This is a genomic window from Methanoculleus sp. 10 (genome assembly GCF_913757945.1).
Taxonomy (GTDB): Archaea; Halobacteriota; Methanomicrobia; order Methanomicrobiales; family Methanoculleaceae; genus Methanoculleus.
Genome location: NZ_CAJYDP010000006.1, coordinates 18,978 through 38,497 on the forward strand (window position 1 = coordinate 18,978; position 19,520 = coordinate 38,497).

General features: G+C 51.0%; 18 protein-coding genes. 2 read left to right on the forward strand and 16 right to left on the reverse strand.

Translation table 11 applies throughout. The features are described from left to right. Positions 1–18 precede the first annotated feature (18 nt). Entirely contained in the window at positions 19–408 is a 390-nt protein-coding gene (locus QZ408_RS07985) for a glycosyltransferase family 4 protein (RefSeq protein ID WP_365995872.1), read from the reverse strand. Between QZ408_RS07985 and QZ408_RS07990 the strand changes: the two genes are divergently transcribed. Further along, complete coding sequence (locus QZ408_RS07990) at positions 319–531, forward strand: hypothetical protein (protein WP_292490755.1); 213 nt, start codon at positions 319–321, stop codon at positions 529–531. The genes QZ408_RS07985 and QZ408_RS07990 overlap by 90 nt on opposite strands. A gap of 3 nt (positions 532–534) precedes the next feature. Here QZ408_RS07990 and QZ408_RS07995 read toward each other — a convergent pair whose 3' ends face one another. The 5 genes from QZ408_RS07995 to QZ408_RS08015 form a co-directional block, all read right to left on the reverse strand. Further along, entirely contained in the window at positions 535–1,791 is a 1,257-nt protein-coding gene (locus QZ408_RS07995) for a hypothetical protein (protein WP_292490757.1), read from the reverse strand. Positions 1,792–1,856: 65 nt separating this feature from the next. Then, positions 1,857–2,618 (reverse strand): class I SAM-dependent methyltransferase, encoded by a 762-nt coding sequence (locus QZ408_RS08000; protein ID WP_292490759.1) that lies wholly within the window; start codon positions 2,616–2,618, stop codon positions 1,857–1,859. Between the two features lie 21 nt (positions 2,619–2,639). Continuing rightward, positions 2,640–3,749: a DegT/DnrJ/EryC1/StrS family aminotransferase gene (locus tag QZ408_RS08005; protein WP_292490761.1), complete on the reverse strand. Its 1,110-nt coding sequence runs from the start codon at positions 3,747–3,749 to the stop codon at positions 2,640–2,642. Beyond that, positions 3,746–4,171 (reverse strand): hypothetical protein, encoded by a 426-nt coding sequence (locus tag QZ408_RS08010; RefSeq protein ID WP_292490762.1) that lies wholly within the window; start codon positions 4,169–4,171, stop codon positions 3,746–3,748. The genes QZ408_RS08005 and QZ408_RS08010 overlap by 4 nt, the downstream gene beginning before the upstream one ends. A gap of 350 nt (positions 4,172–4,521) precedes the next feature. Further along, positions 4,522–5,649, reverse strand: a complete 1,128-nt coding sequence (locus QZ408_RS08015; RefSeq protein ID WP_292490765.1) for an IS256 family transposase — start codon at positions 5,647–5,649, stop codon at positions 4,522–4,524. Between the two features lie 503 nt (positions 5,650–6,152). On the opposite strand from QZ408_RS08015, the gene QZ408_RS08020 reads away from it, so the two are divergent. Next, the gene (locus tag QZ408_RS08020; RefSeq protein ID WP_292490767.1) at positions 6,153–7,217 is read left to right on the forward strand and encodes an IS5 family transposase; all 1,065 of its coding nucleotides are present in this window, start codon (positions 6,153–6,155) and stop codon (positions 7,215–7,217) included. A 158-nt stretch (positions 7,218–7,375) separates the two neighbouring features. Here the strand turns inward: QZ408_RS08020 and QZ408_RS08025 are convergent, their stop codons facing one another. The 10 genes from QZ408_RS08025 to gmd form a co-directional block, all read right to left on the reverse strand. After that, positions 7,376–8,395, reverse strand: coding sequence for a glycosyltransferase family 2 protein (locus QZ408_RS08025; protein ID WP_292490768.1), 1,020 nt, complete (start codon positions 8,393–8,395; stop codon positions 7,376–7,378). A gap of 91 nt (positions 8,396–8,486) precedes the next feature. After that, positions 8,487–11,180: a Coenzyme F420 hydrogenase/dehydrogenase, beta subunit C-terminal domain gene (locus QZ408_RS08030; protein WP_292490769.1), complete on the reverse strand. Its 2,694-nt coding sequence runs from the start codon at positions 11,178–11,180 to the stop codon at positions 8,487–8,489. A gap of 8 nt (positions 11,181–11,188) precedes the next feature. After that, the gene (locus tag QZ408_RS08035) at positions 11,189–12,445 is read right to left on the reverse strand and encodes an ABC transporter ATP-binding protein (RefSeq protein ID WP_292490770.1); all 1,257 of its coding nucleotides are present in this window, start codon (positions 12,443–12,445) and stop codon (positions 11,189–11,191) included. Position 12,446: 1 nt separating this feature from the next. Further along, positions 12,447–13,283, reverse strand: coding sequence for an ABC transporter permease (locus tag QZ408_RS08040; RefSeq protein ID WP_292490772.1), 837 nt, complete (start codon positions 13,281–13,283; stop codon positions 12,447–12,449). Further along, entirely contained in the window at positions 13,280–14,206 is a 927-nt protein-coding gene (locus QZ408_RS08045) for an NAD-dependent epimerase/dehydratase family protein (protein ID WP_292490773.1), read from the reverse strand. The genes QZ408_RS08040 and QZ408_RS08045 overlap by 4 nt, the downstream gene beginning before the upstream one ends. After that, positions 14,203–15,069, reverse strand: a complete 867-nt coding sequence (gene galU / locus QZ408_RS08050) for a UTP--glucose-1-phosphate uridylyltransferase GalU (RefSeq protein WP_292490774.1) — start codon at positions 15,067–15,069, stop codon at positions 14,203–14,205. Before galU ends, QZ408_RS08045 begins: the two co-directional genes overlap by 4 nt. After that, positions 15,069–16,337: a UDP-glucose/GDP-mannose dehydrogenase family protein gene (locus QZ408_RS08055; RefSeq protein ID WP_292490776.1), complete on the reverse strand. Its 1,269-nt coding sequence runs from the start codon at positions 16,335–16,337 to the stop codon at positions 15,069–15,071. Before QZ408_RS08055 ends, galU begins: the two co-directional genes overlap by 1 nt. Further along, positions 16,334–17,272: a GDP-L-fucose synthase gene (locus tag QZ408_RS08060; protein ID WP_292490777.1), complete on the reverse strand. Its 939-nt coding sequence runs from the start codon at positions 17,270–17,272 to the stop codon at positions 16,334–16,336. Before QZ408_RS08060 ends, QZ408_RS08055 begins: the two co-directional genes overlap by 4 nt. After that, positions 17,269–18,348 carry a hypothetical protein gene (locus QZ408_RS08065; protein ID WP_292490778.1) on the reverse strand — a complete coding sequence of 360 codons (1,080 nt, stop codon included), beginning with the start codon at positions 18,346–18,348 and terminating at the stop codon, positions 17,269–17,271. The genes QZ408_RS08060 and QZ408_RS08065 overlap by 4 nt, the downstream gene beginning before the upstream one ends. Beyond that, entirely contained in the window at positions 18,333–19,364 is a 1,032-nt protein-coding gene (gmd, locus tag QZ408_RS08070; protein ID WP_292490780.1) for a GDP-mannose 4,6-dehydratase, read from the reverse strand. The genes QZ408_RS08065 and gmd overlap by 16 nt, the downstream gene beginning before the upstream one ends. Between the last annotated feature and the right edge of the window lie 156 nt (positions 19,365–19,520).

A 19,520-nucleotide genomic window follows, 5' to 3' on the forward strand; every position in this document is an offset into this window, starting at 1 on the left:
AGTTTTCCAGATGTGTCTTTATTGATCACTCAGTATCTCGTCGTAAAACGCAAGATACTCCCCCACCATCCGCTCCCGCCCGAACCGCCGCGCCGCATCCCCCGCGGCCAGCCGGCCCATCCGCAGCCGGAGCCTTTCATCCGCCAGCAGGTCGAGGACCCGTCCTGCCATCGCCCGGGCATCCCCCACCGGTACGAGACACCCCGTCCGCCCCTCCACGATCTGCTCAGGGATGCCGCCGACCGCGCTCGCCACAACCGGGGTGCCGCAGGCCAGGGCTTCGAGGACGGTGTTCGGGAAGGTCTCGGCCCGGGCGGGATGGAGGTAGAGGTCGGCGGCCAGGTAGTAGCAGGCGACCTTTCGGGGGTCTTTCTGGTAGGAGATGAACCGGATCTCGATATTGCCAATCCGTTCCGGCGGGGCTGCTTCGCCGAGGGCGATACAGATTACTTTTGTTCCGAAGGCGGCGATTTCCTGCGAGGTAAACTAAATAGGCTTGTAGCCCTGATATATCAAGCATATATAAAATGATGTTCATATTGTTTTTATCTTTTCAATAACTTTTTTAAAATTTCGTTCATATTCTAAATGCTGATCAAAAAATCTGCGGGCATTCTGACTATATTCAGTATAATTTTGCTCAATTCCACATATAGCCATGTGAATTTCACTTCCGTCTTTTACCATAATACCACACCCTTCCCTTTGGAGTTTTTCTCCGATTGATGAAAAATCATTGACTATAACAGGGAGCCCAGAATGTAGGTAATATGCAATTTTTCCTGAAGAATAGCCTATTGACTGAATATTCTTTTGAGTATATGTCGAACTGGTGTCAGGGATATAAAATGCGATGCCTATATCTGCACCATCAAGTATTTTTATATACTGTTCGTTCGAAACCGGATTAAGAGAGAAGAATACCTTATTCGGCGTTGCTAACGATTGTAATCGTTTAACTTCTGCGGATTGCGTTGAGTCAAATCGCGTATGTACGACTAGGACCCAATTGTCAGGCCATTTGCTTACCGAAGATACAATTTTATCCGTACCTGTCCAGCTTCCGAGAGACCCTGAATAGAGGACAATTTTTGTATCTAATGGTAATTCGAACCTTTTGTGCCAATAGTGAGATCTCTCTCTTTTAGCATTACCAATGGGGGCATTAGGAACCAAGATGAATTTGTCTCTAGAAATCTGATTATCATTTGCCAATATATCAGCCCGTTCCAGATCTTGAATGATTACGTGTTTAGCCTTTTGACTTAGCCTGATTTCTTGCTCTTTCAATTTATGTTCCCTTCTACTGTTTAGCTCATCGGATATCAGTAATTCCAAAGAATAGTAAATTACTGGAATTTCATTTTCTTTTACTAAGTACTCAGTCTGAATTAATCCCTTAGGATCAACCGCTATAAAGCACAAGTATGAATTTGGATGCCCCAAGGATGTTATTTCTGTTTTTAGTCGTTTTAAAGACGCTACTAAATCTAACATGTTATTAATATAAAGCACCGCCTGACATCCTTTCCGAAATACCCCTGCCAGACCTCCGGATGGGAAAGCGTTTATTGTTTGTTCTAACCACCTATCGAACCTAGATTCGTGATTTAGAAGTTTTAAAGAAATTTTATCTGTATTAAAATTGGGCAACCTATATGCTCGACTTGAGAGGGTGTATATATCTACCAAATATCCTTCATATGCTAATAGTTGTGCCGCATTATACAACGATGGGACAGTATCGAAGTTGTCCCAAGGATAATAAATCGCAACTTTGTTTTTAAACATGATCTCAACTGAATTTCATTGTCCTTTTGTAAGTGTGCTTTCCTTCCAATCTCTGTAAAAATGCACTAATTCTTTTCACAAATAACCACGATATTCCAGCTACTTTCGTCAGGCGCATTCTCTAAATGCATAAATTGGCCGATTCGCAGGGCATCAAATCCAGCCATATTCAAGAAATAAGTTAATTCTGAATAAAAGAAAAATCGCATTAAATGATGCTCTTTTGCCTCTGCTAGCTCTTTGTTCCTTTTAATTTCAAGTACTGTGTAGTTGACCTCAACAGTCTGCTTGATGATATCTAAAGTAGGATGCGCGTATCGGATTATCTTTTTATCCTGCAATTCAACTTCTTTAACACGATCCTGAGGCTTTTGCATGAGCACCGCGGGGCCAAACCACACGTCGAATATAAATAGCCCTCCAGGAGAGAGGTGCTTATACACTGAGATCAAAGCATCTTCAAAGTCTCTATTTGACGTCTGGTAACCCATCACCGCAAACATTGCAACTGCAGCATCAAATTGTTGAGGCAGATCAAGATGCCGGATGTCCTGTTTCCTGAATTGGATATTCTTATTTTTTTCTACTGCTTTCATCCGGGCGATGTCAAGCATGGTTTCAGATTGATCCACGCCGGTTACATCATACCCCATATCGGTAAAGATGAGAGCATGAGAACCTGTCCCACACCCCAGATCGAGAATTGATGTAATCTTCCTTGTGCTGTATGTAGCAAAGATGTCCCTGATGAACTCACATTCTCTTTGGTAATCCTTATCTCTATATAATTGATCATAAAAATCGGCGTATTTCTTGAAAACATCCATACTTTCACTTCCCTCGAGTATTTATACTTCGATAACTGTTCGTACTGCTTCACAGACAGATTCTATCTGCTCCTCGGTCAATGTGTGCCCGCTTGGCAAGTACAGCCCCTGCCGTGCGATCCGCTCTGCTACAGGATAGTGTTCTCCGATAAACAGCCCCATATCATGAAACACCGGCTGCTCATGAAGACCCAGGAAGAACGGGCGGGTTCCAATGCCATTTTCTGCAAGACGCTCTGCCATCTGCTCTGCAGTTATCCCAAGATCTTCGGAAAGTTCAACAGCATACATCCAGTACACGTTCTTCGCCCACTCTTTCTCAACGGGCGTTCGGATACCCCGGACTGCCTTCAGCCCCTCGGTGTATTTCTGCGCGTTCGTTCGCTTGATCTCGATGAATCGATCGATCTGTTCCAGCTGGGCCACGCCTACAGCGGCCTGAAGGTTGGTCATGCGGAAATTCTCACCAAGTTCTGTATGGTAGAACCGACGTCCGGGCTTGAAACAGAGGTTTCTATAATTTCGGGCTCTCTCCGCGATCTCCTCGTCGTCGGTGACTACCATGCCCCCCTCTCCGGTGGTGATGATCTTATTGGCATAGAAACTGAAACTCCCCACATCACCAATGCTGCCAGTTTTTTTTCCTTTATAGAGCGCGCCATGGACTTCTGCAGCGTCTTCGATAACCTTCAGATCATACTTCTCCGCCAGTTCCATGACCGGGCCCATATCCACCGGATGGCCGTAGATGTGCACCGGCATGATCGCCTTTGTCCGCTTCGTGATCTTCCCCTCGATCTGCGTGACATCCATATTCCAGGTGTCTGGTTCGGAATCGACGAGCACCGGTGTTGCCCCCAGGCGGAGAGCTGCTATCGCGCAGGAGATGATGGTGAAGGTGGGCATGATCACCTCGTCGCCTTTAGTGATTTCTGCCGCAAAGAGTGCGGTCTCAAGAGCGACTGTGCCGTTACAGACCGCGATCCCATACCTGGAGCCGAGGTATGAACTGAATTTCTCTTCAAACTCCTTCACGAACGGGCCTTCAGAGGAGATCCACCCTTCATCGATGCACTGGCTCAGATACTTCTTTTCGTTCCCATCAAACAGGGGTTCATTGACCGGTATCATGACGTTGCCCCGTTAAACCGCACTTTGTCCTGATCCCCGCAGTAGGGCCCCTGCTTGACCTCTATCATCTCGGTCTCCTCTAAAAATTCGAACCCATGCCCACCAGAGGCCAGAAGAATGACGTCCCCGGTGGCGAGCTCGCGGCTGGTGAGGTACTGCTGATCTTCGGTATAGAAGTTGACCTTCACCCGCCCGCGTCTTATGAATAGGGTCTCCTGAGTATATTTGATCTCCCGGAGATGGAGAATATGGACGTGCTCTTGGATGATGTCGCCTTTGTTATGCTTCATGTACCCTAATTGTTGCGAGAAGTCGCCGGGGGTGAAGAAGGCAATATTGTCCGTTGTATAGTTGTGATAGACGATGATAGCGAGGCAATCACCATTACATAGTATCTTTTCTATCGGATCCATCTCTCCCACCAGAACTCCATATCACTGCTCTTTTCGGAAACGATCTTCTTGATGATACTATTATTAGTCGTCGCCCCTTTGATAAATACATACTCTATGTTCGTGCGAGTCTGCGGGCGTTGTATAGTATTTGTTTGGATATAGAGGATATCTGATCGGAATTTGCCCGCTAATCAGGCAAATCTGAGAAACATATTACCTTGCCATTCTAGTTCGTAACGGTTATTTGCCATCACCCTCTCCCTAAATAATGCTGAGCTTTTTCAAGAAAATGTCTTAAAAACTTTGCTCAAAACCGAATTTGCAGGGTAACGTCTCAGATCTTCTGTAATTTGCCTGAGCCCCGTCTCCTTGCCTGATCATTCCTTCTCCATGGTCAAATACCTTCTGCCGGTGACCCACTCCTCGTTGATGTCCATCAGGATGGATCCGACCAACCGGAGGAGGGATTCCTCGTTCGGGAACGCTCCTACGACTTTGGTCCTTCGTTTGAGTTCCTTATTGACCCGTTCCATCAGGTTTGTGGTTCGGATCCGTTTCCCGTGCTGTTTTGGGAATGCCGTGTAACTCATAAGCCCCGGGAGGAACCGTTCGATGGTGTTTGCGGCTTTTCGGTATCCCCGGGCATTCAGGTCATCAGCGAGATCCTGGAGTCTCTGCTCATTCCCATAGGCCTCCTTCAGCCCCTCTACAACCTCCTTCTGGTGTTTCCGGGGAATATTCCTCAAGACGGCTCGGGTACAATGAACCTGACACATCTGCCAGGATGCACCGAGGAAGGCGGCTTCAGCCGCCTTCTGGATGCCGGTATGCCCATCCGAGATGACCAGTTGAACCCCGGCAAGTCCTCGTTCTTTGAGGTCCTCGAAGAGTCCCGACCAGAATTCTTCATTCTCACAGTCGGTGACTCTCGCGCCCAAGATCTCCCGGTAACCATCCTCGCGCACTCCGGCGACCACCAGGACCGCCTTGGTGACGTACCGTGCTCCGTCCCGGATTTTGTAGTAGGAAGCATCCACGAAGAGATACGGGATAGCCTGTTCGATCGGCCGCAGGAGGAATGCCTGCACCTGATCGTCGAGATCCTTGGCCATCCGGGAAACCGAAGCCGGAGAGAGCTGATCGATCCCCAGATGACTGACGATCTCCTGGACTCTCCTCGTTGAGACGCCCTGGAGGTAGGATTCGACGATTGCATTCACCAGAGCCTTCTCCACCCGGGCATACCGTCCAAAGACCTGTGTCTCGAACGGGAACTCCCGAAACTGCGGTTTCCGGAGGATCGTCTCCCCGTATCGGGTCTTGAGGGATCGGTCCTTGTAACCGTTTCGATGCGCTTTCCGCGCATCGGTGCGTTCGTACTGGGCGGCTCCTGCCTGCTGGAGAGCTTCCTGGAGCATCACCTGGTTGAGGAACCAGGTGATGAGCGTCTTCATGCCGTTCTCCTGATCGGAAAGATAATCTTCGATTAACGCTAAGGGATCCATGGCCCTGTTTCTCCTTTGTCCAAATCTAGGTTGGATCCAGGGCCAATTCAATTTTACAGAACTTTCGTTACGCTACCTTTGCAGCGAGGTCTAGGACGTGGTGCTGGTCCAGGAAGTGGTGCAGGAGATGCTCCCCCTGATCCCGCAATGGTTTGAGTTCCAGAATAGTTCAAAAGAGGGTAGACATTCTCACAGGTCTGTGGAAGGTTTTGCCATTGTGTTCTCCACCCGATGTGCATATGAGTACATTATAGGGAGATACCAAGGTTCGTTTCATCAGAGAGAACGAGAGGGTCTTGGGCAGCGGTGGACCCTATGCGATAATACTCCTGTATCTGGAAGGTGCATATTTCATTGCAATCAGCCTGTACTGTTACCAGAAAGACGTATTTATGGCTCTGTTGAAACCCTCTAGTCGAGGGTCGGCTCCATCTGAGGGGAAAGATCTATAAAACCGTTGCTCCTTGTGTTAATGACGAAACCAACAACAAGGAGCAGAGTTAGTGTCGACGAATGGCTATATCAACCTTACCAAAGCGATCCTCACCACCGTACGATCTTCACATTTACCGCTCTATTCCTGTAAATACTCCCGGAAAACGTATACTCAGCACCAACTTATGACAATCCTGCTCGTGCGTGAGGTTCTGGGCACCAATTATCGGGACACAGTGGATCTCGTTGAACTGCTGGAACCGATCAGAGACCTGCTTCAGCTCGAGCGGGTACCCCACTATTCGACCATCCACAAGTTCATGACCCGGATTCCCTCCGTAATCTTCACGAGAATGCTCAAGAAGACCCTTTTACTTTTTTATTCAACAGGAGATATAATCCCCCTAACGGCCATCGATGCTTCAGGGTTCACCAGCGCGTATGCCAGTCACTACTACTCCTGGAGAACGGGTAAAACGCGAAAGAACTTCCTGAAAACCTCGATTGCTGTGGACACCCACAAGCAGGTGATCTTGTGTGTCAAAATCTCCCAACACCCCGTACACGATGTCAATCATGCCGTACCACTGTTGAGACAGTGCCAACGGGTCAGAAAAACTGCATGCTATGTCATGGATAAAGGATACGATGCGGAGACCTTGCATCGCCAGATTCGGGAAGAACTGGGTGCCGATTCGGTCATCCCGGTCAGAACCTGGCAGGGAAGGATCCGATCCGGGACCTATCGCCAGGAAATGTACGCCAACTTCGACGATGAACGATATCGGGAGCGAAACAAGGTCGAAACAGCCTTCTCCGTGCTCAAAAGAAGATTCGGCGAGGAACTAAAGGCACGAAAATACTGGTACCAGGTCAAAGAGATCAAGATCAAAGTGATCCTCCATAACCTAACGAAGGCAGTACAAACAGTCGTGATTGTCGTTGTCTGGAAGGAATTCAACAGAGCCGTATTTATCGATAAGAGAGCAAAGAGGGCTTGGCGAAATAATGGATGTAAAGTTCTATTCTCACGGCATCACTCTCCTGGCTCCCTTAAAACAAGAATTTATACTTATATTCAAGATAATATGTCCGTAAAACTATTTACTATAGAAATTTACTCTAACTGCTAGAGAGTTGTCCAGATCAGAGAATATATTGTCATTATATGCTATTATACCAGATGGAATAAGTTAAATTATTATTTCGATTAAGTACACTCTAATCATTCTTTAACGAGAGTAAGGGAGATGAGGATTATGTCCCTCATCTCCTTGTTTTTCTTTGAATATCAGAATCTTGCTAATTTGATCCCACATCTAGGGATCTTGCCATTTTCATCGAAATAATTGTCCCTCAGTATCCATGCCAACAAATCATCATCGCTTGAAACTTCATGCTGGTGATAGAGATATCCCTTCAGCCAGCCAGAGCGATAATGATCATAGGGTTGCATACTGGTGATAACATAGCCCTTCATTCGCACTTTAAAATGATGAGCCCGATCTAGTATTGACGCTCCGATCATCCGTTTAGGATCCACCTTGCGTTTCTGCCTTATGGATGTATAGGAGTCAGATATTCCCTGTATGTATCCTCTTTTATAGATATAATCAGTTGTCATCCTTTTTGCCGATACAAAGTGATATACCGATGCTTTCGGATTAAAGACCGTTTTATATCCAGTATTTAATACTGCCTGGGATATGGCAGATTCTCCATCTCCCCGATACCGCAGAAACTCATCAGGCATGCCGTCCGGGTGAAAGCCACCCACCTTGAGGAGAACCTCTTTGCGAATGGAAAAGTTGCATCCCCAGACATAGTAGGGAGAGATTTCCTGTATAGCACTTCCGAAATCTAAAATACTATACATACCATTCGCCCTGCCGAATGACGTACTACTCCACAGTAATTCTACCCATGGTGGCGGAGAGGTTTCATAACGTGGTAGATTATTTCCGCCAACGAGTGCAACAGAAGGGTCTTCAAACGACTCTGCTATCCCCTCCAGCCAGGTCGGGAACGCCTCGATGTCATCATCGGCGTAAACAAGGATATCCCCACGAGCGATCCTCAACCCGGCATGCCTGCCGACATGGAGGCCGGGGCTTGTTTCATAGGCATAGATGAGGTGTGGTATTTTTGCTTTATATGATTCTACAATGTCTTTGGTTCCGTCTGTTGAACCGTTATCGATGATGATGACCTCGAAATCGTCTGAAGAATAGGTTTGCGCAATCAGAGATTGGATTGCCTTCTCAAGCAATGAGGAGCGGTTTCTTGTGGGGATGATTACAGAAAGATTCATTCTTCAACCTATTCAAACTCATGAAATTAGAATCTGCCTCGCAATTCACACTTGAAACACATCAGTAATTTTACTCGGCATTCTGATTTTCCTATCTCGCATGAATAATTTCTTCAGCCTTTTTTACACCAAGTAAACTCTTTTCCTTGAGTATTGGGACAGTATGAGAGAGAGCCTCCTTAATAGTGCCTGAATCCTCTATTAATTGAACTACAGCGCCCCAGATCGCTTCATAATTCTCCAGAGAGATATCTTCACTAAAATAACATTGAGCGGTACCACATAAGTCTGCAAGACCCTTTAACTTGGTCTTTTGATATATACCATGAGCTATCCCCAAAAATGGAATATTTTCACTCGCAGCGAAAACACAGAAGTGATACCTTGAACCTATTGCATAATCTGCTAATGACACCAGTCCTTTCAGTGTACTATCATCGTATTCATTCTCAATACAGAAAACCCTCTCTTTATGCTTCATCTGTGACCATATCTGCTGGTGTAGTACCCGATCGTCAACGCCTTCACTATAATCTGTTGGCAAATAGAAAATTTTAGAATTGAACTTTTCTATCAGAGCATCACTTATTTGAGCCATCACTTTTATTATTGAATCTTCTTGCATCTTTTGATTACTTACTTGAAATAACGACATTGATCCTTTGAGATTCATAACAACACAATTTTGTGCATCAGACTCAAGCCATTCGTTTGGAGCCTCAGACATTAGCAATTCTATAGCTTTTTCCCTTGAAATCTTTGGAATTGTCATTGCATCATCAGCAGCGTCGACCATAATAGGTTTTGTTACACCAATGTCCTGTAGACGATTATGCGATGTATTTTTATCTCGAAATGATATAAAATCAACCTGATTGAGACAGAATTTAGCGTATATTTTATCAAACCTGTGATAAAATGGGCCAATTGTCTGACCTGATATTATGACCGGCTTTTTTAATATTTTCGTCGCCCAGTACAATGAACATTTTTTATATAATTCTTCTGGCATAATGCTGTTGAGATTTCCCCCGCCATTGTTAAATAAAAGTGTAGCATTTGAAATTTCATCGAGAATCCTCCGAGCATTGGGCCACAATTTTAGACGGATATTATATCTTTGCATATACGCCCCAAAAATAAAGAGTGATGTGGCGCAAAATACTTTTAATTTTCCGAAAAAATTCGAATTGCGCCCGATCGAAAGGAAATTTGCATCTTGAATAGATCTTTCTTTGTGAAACGACTCGGTGAACTCAGGGTCAGGTGATAACATGACAATGTCCAAATCCTTCAATCGCTTTCTGAGATTATGTATAACGCCATGGGGCATAGCTTCATCTCCGATATCTTTCCATCCGAAGCCTCCGATAATTACAATTTTGTTTCGGTATTTTTCACATCCTTGGATATCTAACTTCTCTGTTTTCAAAGCATTAATTCCTCCTTTCATTATATCGACCAATTTTGAACCTTTTTTTAGTATACTGTTATGTTTTAATTTATATGTCATATACGAAAAATGAATGTAGCAGTTCATCACACTGTCATTTAATCCACTGTTTGAAATACGGATAGTGATATATTCGAACAATGATGGTAAAAAATACATAGTACTCACCTGATCATCAACTAAGGGACTATTGGTGGGCACTTCCTTTTTCAATAGATGCATTAAATTCATTCTGGGCATCAGGTTGGATTTATTTTTCAAATCTTGTGAATTCACAATTTCTTGAGCTGATACTCTTTCAATTAGTATCTTTTGAGTTTCTTTCATTTGAGATAGGATACTCTCAACAAACTGAGTTCTAGCGACCAGTATTGAAGAACCCTTTTGGTCGTGCTTAAAGGGATCTTTGCCAATCCAATTATCGCCACAACTTATATCCGCTAACATTGCACTGTGGTCATGACATACCCAACACCTGATAGGCTTAAAATAATACAGAAATGCGTACCCCCAATAACGATTATCTAAATGATCAACGAATATTTCAGACCCATCCCTCAACACGATCCGAAGTTTTCCCGGGTGGCCCCGCCCTCGGTATTCGAGAGTGTGCACTTGGTCTTTATTTACATCAACATTTTTTAGTAGATTTTCTGTTGCTTTGTAGTTTGGAGTACGACTGCAAAACAGCCCTATGGTGATAACAATCCGTTCAGTCAATGGTTTGTTAATTCTTTGTGCCTTTTTAAGACCAGCTATGTGACATGGGAGCCCAACAAAGGCGAATTTCCCTTTTTCAGTTAATATTTCCGAAAGAATTTTCCCCGCAGGTACTGGGCAGTAAATAGATTTTTGCGAGCTAATGATTTCAGCTTTTGTCCTTGCAATAAACGTTTCTGTTTCAAGAAGGGAGCCCTTTTTCATTCTGGAAACGATAACACCATCAACACATCCATTCTCTAATAGATATATAAGAAGTTCTGTAACTATCCCTCCTGAGGCGGAGTTCATCCTTATTCCTTCATCTAAGGAACAACCTACGTAACAACTAACAACCCGACCTAGATAATTGACAGATTCCCCGATATGCGTATTCGGGGTTAATCCTCCTGCATCCCATCCTGCCCCCGGGCAGACAGAAGTGCATAAACCGCAATGGATGCACTGAAACTCATTTACTTTAGGTTCAAGAAGCGTGCCTGAGCGATTTATCTCGAGAGAAATACATCCTTTAGGGCAGATACCAGCACAGCTGCCGCAGCTAATGCACAGGTGGCTCTGTGGAATTGATGAAATACTTCCAACTTGAAACATAATTCTCTGTTCAATCATCAAATTACCTAAGTCCACTTTAAGAGCGGACGGAATATTCCTTTCCTCTCAGTACTTTGAAATCCTCCAGCACCTCGACTAGGACAAACTTCAAACTGAAGTACATCAGCCTCTTTAAATATAAAGCAAATGTCAGGAATAAGTCCATTCAATGATAACTTGAAAATACCTGCATTCAGTAAGTACGGAGGTATCTCACAGGTTGTTGTATGCGTCCCGGGTTCCGCAGATCCACTTTGCATTCCTAATGTGTCCCAGTCCGCAGAGGCGAATGCTAGTATTCCATCAACGGTATGGACTATAAGATACAAGTGAAAGTTCATCACTGTCTCAAGAGTCTGATACTTAATTTTAACGATTATTGGCTCATCCATACAAAATGTTGATTTCTTTTCCCCATTATCTGAATGTAATGTCATAGATAGCAACTTAATTCTATTATTGCCAGGGGCTTTGCAATAGTCATATATTTTTTCACAAATCCCTAGACTATTTTGATTGTCCAAATATATCGATAATATTTCATCAGTTGGACCATCGGAATAGATCTGTCCAGAATTCAATAGGATCGCACGGTTGCACAAGGAACTTATCGCCGCCATATTATGACTCACAAACAGCACCGTCCTCCCCTCGCTCGCCACCTCCCCCATCTTCCCTAAACACTTCTTCTGGAACTCTGCGTCCCCCACCGCCAGCACCTCATCCACCAGTAAAATTTCAGGGTCCAGGTGCGCCGCCACCGAGAACGCGAGCCGCACGTTCATCCCGCTCGAGTACCTCTTCACTGGTGTGTCTAGAAACTTCTCGACGCCCGAGAACTTCACGATCTCCTCGAACTTCTCCTCGATCTCGCGCTTCTTCATGCCGAGGATGGCGCCGTTGAAGTAGATGTTCTCTCGGCCGGTGAGTTCGGGGTGGAAGCCGGTCCCGACCTCGAGGAGGGAGCCGACCCGGCCCCGCATGACGATCTCGCCCTCGGTCGGGTAGGTGATCCGGGAGAGGATCTTGAGGAGCGTGCTCTTGCCGGCGCCGTTCCTCCCGATAATGCCGAGGACTTCGCCGCGCTCGACCTCAAAGTTGACGTCTTTGAGCGCCCAGAATGTCTCCTTCGGTGCCCTGAGATCCCGGAGGGTCCTGATGGGGTGGCGGAGGCCGGTCATAACACTCTCCGAGAGCGTCTTGTACGTCCTGTCCACCCCTATCTGGTACTGCTTGGAGAGGTTCTTCACCTCGATGATCGGTTTCTCTTTTCGGGATGTCATGTCACACCAGATCCGCGAAGTATTTCTCTGTCCGGCGGAGGTACAGGATGCCACTGATGAAGATCACGATGGTGATCACCGCCGAGACGGTGAGGCCAACATAGTCCACCGGGACGTGGCCGAGGAGGACTGCCCGGTGCGCGTTGAGGAGGCCGGTGAGCGGGTTTAAGGAGAGGAGCCACTGCAGGTTCTCACCGAGGATGCTTGCCGGGTAAATCACCGGCGAGACAAACATCAGCAGCTGGACGAAGAACGGGAGGACGAACTTGACGTCCCGGTACTTCACGCAGATCGATGAAAGCCAGTAGCCGGTCCCCGCCGCGAGGAGGAGGGTCAGGAGGACGATCACCGGCAGGAGGAGGATCGCGGCCGTCGGCATGAACTGGTAGTAGATCATCATGGCGGCAAGGATCGTCATGGCGATCCCGTAGTCCACGATCCCGGCAAGGCATGGTGCCGTCGGGATGAAGATCCTCGGCATGTAGACCTTCGAGAGGAGCTGGGCGTTGCTGACAAGACTGTTGCCCGAGTTGGTCAGCGCATTCTGGAAGTAGGTCCAGAGGAGCAGGCCCGAGTAGGAGAAGAGGGCGTATGGGATCCCCTCCGAGGGCATCTGTGCAAGGCCGCCGAAGATCAGGGTGAAGACGATCATCGTGAATAGCGGCTGGAGCACCGCCCACGACGCACCCATGACGGTCTGTTTGTACCGGATCTTGATCTCGCGGAGCGCGAGGAAGTAGAGGAGTTCATGGTACTCCTTCAATTCCTTCCAGTTCAGGTCGAAAAGACCGTACTTCGGGCGGATGACCAGTTCGAAGTCTGATGTGTGCTCGGTCATGGTTGTTCCCGGATCCAGTCGATGTAGTGTTCCAGCCCTGCGGCAATCCCGGTGCGGGCATGCCAACCCAGGAGTTCCGCCGCCTTCCGGGTGTCGGCCCGGGTGTCCTTCACGTCGCCCTTCTGCTCTGCACTGTGCTCGACGACGGCCCTCCTCCCGGTGGCCGCCTCAATCGCGGCGATCAGGTCGTTGACGCTGATCCGGTTCCCGCCGCCGATGTTGAAGACCTCGCCCCTGACATCGCTCGTTGCGGCAAGGACGTTTGCCTCAACGACATCGTCGATATAGGTGAAGTCCCGCGTCTGTGTGCCGTTGCCGTAGACGGTGATCACCTCATCGTTCAGGACCGCCCTGACGAACTTGTTGATCCCCATGTCAGGCCGCTGGCGCGGGCCGTACACGGTAAAATACCGGAGCGAGACAGTCGGAACACCATAGTTCTTCCAGTAGAGGTAGCAGAGATGCTCAGCGGCAAGTTTCGTCACCCCGTAGGGGGAGACCGGCTGTACCGGGCGGTCCTCCCGCATGGGGAGTTCCACGTCCCCGTAGACCGAGGAAGAGGAAGAGTACACGAACTTTTTGATGCCGGTGTTCTTGTAGCACTCAAGCAGGTGCTGGGTCGCTAGGACGTTGTCGCGGGTGTAGACCTCGAAACTCTTCCCCCACGAAGCCCTGACCCCCGCCTGTGCGGCCAGGTGGAAGACATAGTCGACCCCCGGGAAGGCCTCCATCTGGAGGATCTCCTCTTCGATGAGGGTGAAGTGTGGGTGGCCGATGGCGCCGGAGAGGTTCCTCTCCTTGATCTCCCGGGGGTAATAATCGGAAAACCGGTCGATGCCGACGACCTCATACCCTTCTGCAAGGAGCCGGTCGGCGAGCGTACTCCCGATGAAACCCGCACACCCGGTAACCAGCGCCTTCATCGCAGCATCGCCTCCCGGAGATGAGACATGACCCCCTCCCTCAGCGACGGCCTCTCGAGCGCGAAGTCGATGATCGCCTGCACATAGCCTGCCTTGTCCCCGGTGTCGTACCTCTTCCCCTCGAAGGCGTAGGCATACACCTCCTGCTCTTCCTTAAGCATCCGTATCGCGTCCGTCAACTGGATCTCCCCCCCGACCCCTGCCGCCGTACGCTTCAGGCAGTCAAAGATCTCCGGGGTGAAGACATACCTCCCGATTGCGCCGATGTTCGAAGGAGCATCTTCAACAGAGGGTTTTTCGACGATATCCTCGAGTACGTAGAGAGAGTCCAGAAACTCCCTGCCCCGGATGATCCCGTAACTGCTGATCTTCTCCCGGGGAACCTCCTCGACAGCCAGCACCGATGCGTCGTACCGCCCGGAGATATCGATCAGCTGCCGTGTACACGGGGTCGAATTCCTGATGATATCGTCGCCGAGGAGGACGGCGAAGGGCTCGTCCCCGATGTGCTTCTCTGCCCGAAGCACCGCGTCGCCAAGTCCTTTCGGTTCCTTCTGCCTGATATAGTGGATATCCGCAAGAGACGAAACATCCTGCACCACTTTCAGGAGTTTCTCTTTCCCGTTCTCCTTCAGGTGAAGTTCCAGTTCCGGCGAGTCGTCGAAGTAGTCCTCGATCGCACGCTTTCCCCGGCCGGTTATGATCAGGATATCGTCGATCCCTGAAGCGATCGCCTCTTCGACGACGTACTGGATGACAGGCCGGTCGATGAGGGGAAGCATCTCCTTGGGCATGGCCTTTGTTGCAGGGAGGAACCGAGTGCCAAGGCCGGCCGCAGGAATAACAGCTTTTTTTACCTCCATCACCAGCACACCCCTTCGTAGACGGCTGCTTCAGCCTTTGCCTTCTCAAGCCGGCGGCCGTCGATGACGATCCTTTCCCGGTAATCGAGCCCCTCGAACTCCCTCCACTCGGTGAGGATGAGTATGGCATCAGCCTCGAGCACCTCGTTTGGGGCAGGTGCGTACGTAACCTGTGGGAAGACCCGGCGGAAGTTTTTCATCGCTGCCGGGTCGTAGGCGACCACCTGGGCCCCTGCGGCTAGGAGTTCTGCAACGACCGGGATGGCTCGACTCTCCCGGACGTCATCCGTGTCTGGCTTGAACGCGAGTCCGAGAACCCCTATCGTCTTCCCTTCCAGATCGGGGATATGTCGCCGAAGGAGGGAGAGGAGTTTTTTGGGCTGCTCTTCGTTGACCTCTAGGACAGCTCTGAGGATCTTCAGGTCTTCGCCATGCGCTCTCGCCCCGGCGATGAGAGCCCGGACATCCTTCGGGAAGCAGGACCCCCCAAACCCTATCCCCGTCCTAAAGAATGCCGGGCTTACCCGGCCGTCCATCCCTACCACCGTAAAGACCTCACGTGAGTCCACGCCAAGCCGTTTGCAGAGGTTTCCTATCTCGTTGGCAAGGCTGATCTTCGCCGCGAGGACGGCATTGCTCGTGTATTTTATCATCTCTGCCGTCGTGACGGGAGTTACAAGCACCGCGGCCCCGACCGGCGCATAGAGGTCGCCAAGGATCCCGGCAGTCCTGGGATCATCGGCCCCGATGACGATGCGGTCCGGGGAGAGGCAGTCCCGGACAGCGCTTCCTTCACGCAGGAACTCTGGGTTTGAGCCAAGGCCGAAGTCTCTCCCGGCCATCTTCCCGGAGGCCCTCTCAAGAACCGGGCCGGCCATCTCTTTCGTCGTCCCGGGAAAGACCGTGCTTTTGATGATGACCGTGTGGAAAGCCTCCTTTTCCTTGAGGGCCTGCCCAATCTCTTCGCACGCGGTAAGGATGTAGGATAGATCGATCGCCCCGTCTTCCCGTGAGGGCGTCCCGACCGCGACGAAGGTGATGTCGGTCGATCCAACAGCAACTCGAAGGTCCGTGGTCGCGCTGATCCGGTCGCGGTTCTTCCGGATTAGATCCTCAAGCCCGGGTTCGTAGATAGGAGACTGCCCTGCACCGATCGCCCGAACCTTTGCCGGGTCGAGATCGACGAGGACCACCTCGTGACCCATGTCGGCGAAGCATACCCCGGTCACGCACCCGACATATCCGCAGCCGATGACGGAGATCTTCATGCCCGCTCGTTCCTGTACCACTCAATCGTCGTCCTCAACCCATCCTCAAAGCCCGTCTTCGCGCGGAACCCGAACTCCCGCTCCGCGCGCGAGACGTCCAGGCACCGCCGGGGCTGACCGTCCGGCTTCGCCGTATCCCAGACGATCTCGCCGGTAAACCCGGTGAGATCGGCGATGAGGGTTGCGAGATCGCGGATGGTGATCTCGAAGCCCGCCCCGAGGTTCACTGGATCGGGCCTGTCGTAGCGTTCGGCGGCGAGCGCGATCCCCTCGGCGGCGTCGTCGACGTAGAGGAACTCCCGCGACGCCGCCCCGGTCCCCCAGACCTCGACACTCTCCGCACCGGTCTCCACCGCCTCGACGAACTTCTTGATCAGGGCCGGGATGACGTGCGAACTCGCAGGGTCGAAGTTGTCACCGGGACCGTAGAGGTTCACCGGGAGGAGGTAGATCGCGTTAAACCCGTATTGCTGCCGGTAGGCCTGGGCCTGGACGAGGAGCATCTTCTTTGCGAGGCCGTAGGGGGCGTTGGTCTCCTCGGGATACCCCTCCCAGAGGTCTTCTTCCCGGAACGGAACCGGCGTGAACTTCGGGTAGGCGCAGATCGTCCCGACGGCGACGAACTTCGCGACGCCTGCCTGCCGGGCAGCCTCCATCAGCTGGACCCCCAAAATGGCGTTGTCGTAGAAGAGGGAGCCCGGGTTTGCCATGTTGTAGCCGATTCCCCCGACCTTCGCCGCGAGGTGGATGACAAGGTCGACGTCCTGGACCGCGGTGACGCAGTCCTCCCACCGCCGCAGGTCAAGGTCGCGGCTCCGGGGCACCCGAATACTCTCTTTCGTAAATCCGTGCCTCTCAAGCGTCCTCACGAGGGATGAGCCGAGGAACCCGGCACCACCCGTGACGAGGACCTCCATCCCGTCCCCAAACCTCATAGGATCTCACCGATTATACTGCTACATTCTTTTGTGCCGTCACTCCTGAAGAGGCCATCGATCCGTCCGAAGTTCTTCCGGAGTCCCATCAGGGATTCCAGGTCATCCGCCCACGAACCGTCGAGTACGGCCGTCTCCGGGACTTCTATCCCGATCCGCATAGCCTTAACGCCCCCGATGAGGTAGTCGTCCTCGGCAAACCCCCCCCTGCTGAAGAGGGCCATCGGGACACCGGCCTGAATCGCCTCGGCGATGGTGCTGTAACCGGGCTTTGAGACGACGAGGTCACAGGCGGCGATCCAGTCCTGCGTCTCGGTCTCGCCGGGCGGAATCCTGACCGCGCCGGGCAGGTCAGTCCACGACGGGACGAGGAGGGTGCACCCGGCAAGTGCGGATCTAACGCCCCGGAAGACAGTGGGGTCAAGAGACTGCCCGCCGCCGAGGTAGACGAACGGCTCCTCCTCCGAAAGGCCGCACAACCGCCGGATCTCCATCCTGTCCCGGGTCACTGCCCGCGCCACGAGCCCCACCTCCCGCCGATTCTTAAAGACCTCCATGGGTTCGTGGAGCGGGAGCAGAAGAGCGACGTCTGCGGCACGGTAGGCTTCGGCAATCCGGTCGGTCAGTTCGTTCTTCCCGAAGAGATGGGTGTAGATGAGGTGCCAGGTGAAGTTCGAGACACCGAGCGACGGGATTCCGAGTTCTTCCGCGGCAAGGAAGGGCTGTGGGGCGATGTCGGAGAGGACGAGATCGAACCCGCGGTCATGGAGGAAGATCATCTCGGCGGCGATGCATTCCTCCCAGGAAGCGACCCACTGCTCCACCGCCGCAAGCGTCCTCTCCCCGGCCACGGCGGCACCGTCCATCGCAACCCCCGGGTCATTTGGCCCCGGGATAACCTCGACACCGGGGAGTGAGCGGGACATGAACGCAGCAGGCGAGCCCGTCCTGACGACCACATCAGCATGCAGGGCTTCCTGCAGCTCCCGGGCGAGAGCGATATCCCGCGCCGCATGACCGTAACCGAAGTCGCTCGTGTAGAGACAGATTCGCGGCCGCCTCAATCCTTCGTCCACCACCGATCCGGATACTTCCGGGCGAGGAACGCGTCCCCCTCGCCGGGGGGTTCAAGCCCGGCATCCCTCAGGTCCGCGTCGACCATGATCTTCGTTAAGTCGGTAAACGTCACGCAGGGTTTCCAGTCGAGTTTTTCCCGGGCCTTCCCGGCATCCGCGATGAGGTCTTCGACCTCGGTCGGCCGGAAATACCGGGGATCGATCCGGACGTGCTCCTCCCAGTCGAGGCCCGCATATGAGAAGGCGGTCTCAAGGTACTCCCGGACAGAATGGCTCTCCCCGGTCCCGATGACGAAGTCCTCGGGCTCTTCCTGCTGGAGGATCCTCCACATGCACTCGACGTACTCCGGGGCAAAACCCCAGTCCCGCCGGGCATCCAGGTTCCCCATGTAGAGATACTTCTCTTTGCCGGCAAGGATTCGGGCGATCCCCCGCGTGATCTTCCTCGTCACGAACGTCTCGCCCCGGCGTGGGGATTCGTGGTTGAAGAGAATCCCGTTTGCGGCAAACATCCCGTAACCGTCACGGTAGTTCCGCGTCATCCAGTAGGCATAGAGTTTTGCGCAGGCATACGGGCTCCGCGGCCAGAATGGCGTAGATTCTTTCTGCGGCGGCGGCGTCGCCCCGAACATCTCGCTGCTCGAGGCCTGATAGAACTTCACCCCGTTTCCGCTCCGCCGGATCATCTCAAGAAGCCGGGTCGTCCCGAGACCGGTGACGTTCCCGGTGTATTCAGGGGTGTCGAAGCTGACCCGCACATGGCTCTGGGCGCCGAGGTGGTAGACCTCATCGGGTTTGATGTTATAGATGAGGTGCGAGATCTGCTCGTCGTCTGTGAGGTCGCCGTAATGGAGAAAGAGGCGTGCACCGGCATCGTGGGGGTCGGTATAGATATGATCAATCCGGGGAGTATTGATAGTCGATGACCGCCGGATGATGCCGTGTACTTCGTAGCCCTTGTGGAGGAGGAACTCGGCGAGGTAAGAGCCATCCTGTCCTGTGATGCCTGTTATCAAAGCTTTTTTCGGAATAGTGCCCACTCTCCTGTGTTTGGGAATCTGTAAATAATTAGTATAATCGACATATATGGATTTTGTATTTAAAATTGGGGATTTATTATTTCCAGCGGATGAGTCATTACGATAGAATCAATCTGCCATCTTCCCTAAATT

Excerpts from the sequence above, each read along its gene's own strand:
- QZ408_RS07990 (WP_292490755.1), top strand. The coding sequence starts at position 319 with ATGGAGGTAGAGGTCGGCGGCCAGGTAGTAGCAGGCGACCTTTCGGGG.
- QZ408_RS07995 (WP_292490757.1), bottom strand. The coding sequence starts at position 1,791 with ATGTTTAAAAACAAAGTTGCGATTTATTATCCTTGGGACAACTTCGAT.
- QZ408_RS08000 (WP_292490759.1), bottom strand. The coding sequence starts at position 2,618 with ATGGATGTTTTCAAGAAATACGCCGATTTTTATGATCAATTATATAGA.
- QZ408_RS08005 (WP_292490761.1), bottom strand. The coding sequence starts at position 3,749 with ATGATACCGGTCAATGAACCCCTGTTTGATGGGAACGAAAAGAAGTAT.
- QZ408_RS08015 (WP_292490765.1), bottom strand. The coding sequence starts at position 5,649 with ATGGATCCCTTAGCGTTAATCGAAGATTATCTTTCCGATCAGGAGAAC.
- QZ408_RS08025 (WP_292490768.1), bottom strand. The coding sequence starts at position 8,395 with ATGAATCTTTCTGTAATCATCCCCACAAGAAACCGCTCCTCATTGCTT.
- QZ408_RS08030 (WP_292490769.1), bottom strand. The coding sequence starts at position 11,180 with ATGATTGAACAGAGAATTATGTTTCAAGTTGGAAGTATTTCATCAATT.
- QZ408_RS08035 (WP_292490770.1), bottom strand. The coding sequence starts at position 12,445 with ATGACATCCCGAAAAGAGAAACCGATCATCGAGGTGAAGAACCTCTCC.
- QZ408_RS08040 (WP_292490772.1), bottom strand. The coding sequence starts at position 13,283 with ATGACCGAGCACACATCAGACTTCGAACTGGTCATCCGCCCGAAGTAC.
- QZ408_RS08045 (WP_292490773.1), bottom strand. The coding sequence starts at position 14,206 with ATGAAGGCGCTGGTTACCGGGTGTGCGGGTTTCATCGGGAGTACGCTC.
- galU (WP_292490774.1), bottom strand. The coding sequence starts at position 15,069 with ATGGAGGTAAAAAAAGCTGTTATTCCTGCGGCCGGCCTTGGCACTCGG.
- QZ408_RS08055 (WP_292490776.1), bottom strand. The coding sequence starts at position 16,337 with ATGAAGATCTCCGTCATCGGCTGCGGATATGTCGGGTGCGTGACCGGG.
- QZ408_RS08060 (WP_292490777.1), bottom strand. The coding sequence starts at position 17,272 with ATGAGGTTTGGGGACGGGATGGAGGTCCTCGTCACGGGTGGTGCCGGG.